This window comes from Collinsella sp. AM13-34, from assembly GCF_003473055.1.
Classification (GTDB): Bacteria; Actinomycetota; Coriobacteriia; order Coriobacteriales; family Coriobacteriaceae; genus Collinsella.
In genome coordinates this window covers 1-2613 of sequence record NZ_QRLE01000048.1, presented here as the reverse complement: position 1 = coordinate 2613, position 2613 = coordinate 1, and the positions used below count along the sequence as shown (strand labels likewise).

Below are 2613 nucleotides of genomic sequence, written 5' to 3'. Positions count from 1 at the left end.
GTCGCTATTTATTCAGTCCAAGTTTCGGGGCGCAGTTCACCCGCCCCATTGTGGTGGTTCTCCCCCTGCGCTACAGCAGATGTTCCTCGATAAAGATCGCGATGCCGTCTTTGTCGTTGCTGGCGGTTACAAAATCGGCGGCGGAGCGGGTGGCCTCGCTGCCATTTGCCATGGCCACACCCACGCCGGCGTCAGCCACCATGCAGGTGTCGTTATCGGCATCTCCAAACACGCAGATGTTCTGGAGCTCCATGTCGTTGAGCTCCGCCACGCGCACAAGGCCGCGCGTCTTGGACACGCGCGGATCCATGAACTCGTAGAGCCGCTGCGTGGTTTGCAGAGCCGCCGCCTTAACGGTGTCGTCGGCAAACGTCGACGCCCGCTCAATCACCCGCGGCATTACCTCGGGCGCCATGGCAAACATCACCTTGGGCTGTGGCTCGCGCAAAAACTCGGCAAAGTCGACCACCTGGTAGGGCACGCCGTCGACGCGCGACAGGTGCTCGACGCACGCGTTGCTCTCGGGCACGTAGAACACGCCGTCTCGGGGGCAGACGGGCGTTGCCGGAAGGTCCGCCATGTGCTTGCAGATGCGCGCGATAGTCTCGCCCGGCAGTGGATAGCTCAGCTCGTTGATGTCGTGCGCGCGGTCGATGACCTCGGCGCCGCCACAGCCCACCAGCACGTCTACCAAGCCTTCGATGGCCCAGAGCTTGTACATGGCCTCGGTCGCATGGGCGTCGCGCCCGGTGCACAGGCCAAAGAGCACGCCGCGCTCGCGCAGGGCGCGGATCGCCGCCACGGTGCGCGGGGACACCGTGTGCTGGCTCGTGAGCAGCGTACCGTCGATATCGCAGAACACGGCTTTGATGTGGCTGAAGGTGGTGTCCATGAGGGCCTTTCTGGGTAGCGCGGCGGTGTGGGGTGCATTCGTAAGCGGCGTACATGGTATACCAAGGCGCGCACGGGGCGCTTTGGTGCAAAACCACCACAAAGGTGCCTGGCCCCTTTGTGGTGGCCGGATCCGCAGGATGGCCTGGCCCAGAGCGCAAACCATCACAACATTCGATGTTTTTCGGCAAAAACGCGGTTTTCATCGAATGTTGTGATGGTTTTACTGCCTTGCGGCACGATCAAAATGCCGGCGTCCAAACAACAGCAACGCCGCGGGAACCGCCGTCACGACCATGCCCGCTCCCACGAGTGTCCGTTGTACGCCAAATGTTGCCGCCAGCCACGGGGCAATCGCCAGAGGGGCCACGCCGGCGAACATATTGCCAAAGCCCATGACCGAGTTCACACGGCCAAGCTGCTCGAGCGGTGCCGTCGTCTGCACAATGGTGTTGTGGAGCGGGTTGACGACACCCCAAGCTATGCCCAGGGCGATCTGGCCGACGAGGGCCACGCCCACGTACGGCGTCCCCACATAGAGCAGACTTCCCAGGCCCACGGACATAAGTGCCACGAGCAGCGTTTTTAGGTTTACCAAGTGCGGCGGCAAGCGGAGCGCGAGCACGGCACCCAGCACCGCGCCCACGCCCGAGGCCGACGAGAGCCAGCCCATCCACTCAACGCCGACGCGTAGGACATCGCGATAGAAAAACGACTCGAGCGGATCGAAGGCTCCGTAGCCAAAGTTCGAAAGAAAAATGATGCAGAAAAGTAGCGCGAGGACGCTGTTGGTGAAGACCGTCTTGATGCTAGTCGCGAAGGTGGCGCGAGTGGATGCGCTGGGGTTGGAGCTTTGCCCCGCACGCTCCCCTTCCTCTGCCGAATCGGCATCCGCATGCCCGGCGACATGGCTGGTCTGCGGCCTAAAGCCCCAGCCGGCGATGAGCGCCAGCACGGTAAAGAGCATCATGAGCACGAACACCGCGCGCGACGATGCAGCCGCCGCGACAAAGCCGCCCAGCGTGGGACCAACGATGATACTCACGTTTGAAAACATGGCGATGGCGGAGTTGATGTCTTTGAGCTCGACAGGATCGTCGGTGAGGTAAGCCGGATAGGATGTGGCGATGGGCTGGGCGAATCCCATCGTAAAGCCCAGAAACACCGCGCCGAGCAGGACGACGCCGGTCGCGCTACCAAAGGCGATGATTGCCGTGCCAGTTGCGAGCGTGCCGACGATGCTCAGCAAGAAATGGCGGCGCGGACCCCATGCGTCGAGCGCAGCGCCGCCCGCAAAGGATCCCAGGATCACGAAAACGTTCATAAACAGGACGGCCAGCGATGTCGCGACGACCGAGGCATCGTCCGCATAGGTAAGCGTTCCGATGACGCCGATAAAGTAGCTGGTCTGAAACCCGGTGTAGATGAGAAAGCGCATCGCTACCAGGCGCTTGGCCTGCATGGACAGCGAAGGTTGAGGTTTTGAGAGAAGAGATGCGAGCATGGAGACTCCTTGTTTCATACGAATACGGGCGGTGGGTATTCGCCACCGTCTGTCAAATCAATCTATCCGCATGAAACATTAAGGACGCATCAGGACCCTTCTCTCCGTTTTTCGCTCAGTATGAACTACTTGGTAGATTGTAAGGCATGTCCCACACATCTACTAAAGTAAAAACCAGGGACTGCGGACAAAAAGTTGGACCATCAGGTCCGGTTTGG

At 60.8% G+C, this 2613-nt stretch carries 2 protein-coding genes; both read right to left on the bottom strand.

Annotated features, from left to right (window positions below):
• Nucleotides 1–70: 70 nt before the first annotated feature.
• Nucleotides 71–892, bottom strand: coding sequence for an HAD family hydrolase (locus DW151_RS10295; protein ID WP_118094380.1), 822 nt, complete (start codon nucleotides 890–892; stop codon nucleotides 71–73).
• Between the two features lie 222 nt (nucleotides 893–1114).
• Complete coding sequence (locus tag DW151_RS10290; protein WP_158571700.1) at nucleotides 1115–2395, bottom strand: MFS transporter; 1281 nt, start codon at nucleotides 2393–2395, stop codon at nucleotides 1115–1117.
• Nucleotides 2396–2613: the final 218 nt, after the last annotated feature.

Excerpts from the sequence above, each read along its gene's own strand:
- DW151_RS10295 (WP_118094380.1), bottom strand. The coding sequence starts at position 892 with ATGGACACCACCTTCAGCCACATCAAAGCCGTGTTCTGCGATATCGAC.
- DW151_RS10290 (WP_158571700.1), bottom strand. The coding sequence starts at position 2,395 with ATGCTCGCATCTCTTCTCTCAAAACCTCAACCTTCGCTGTCCATGCAG.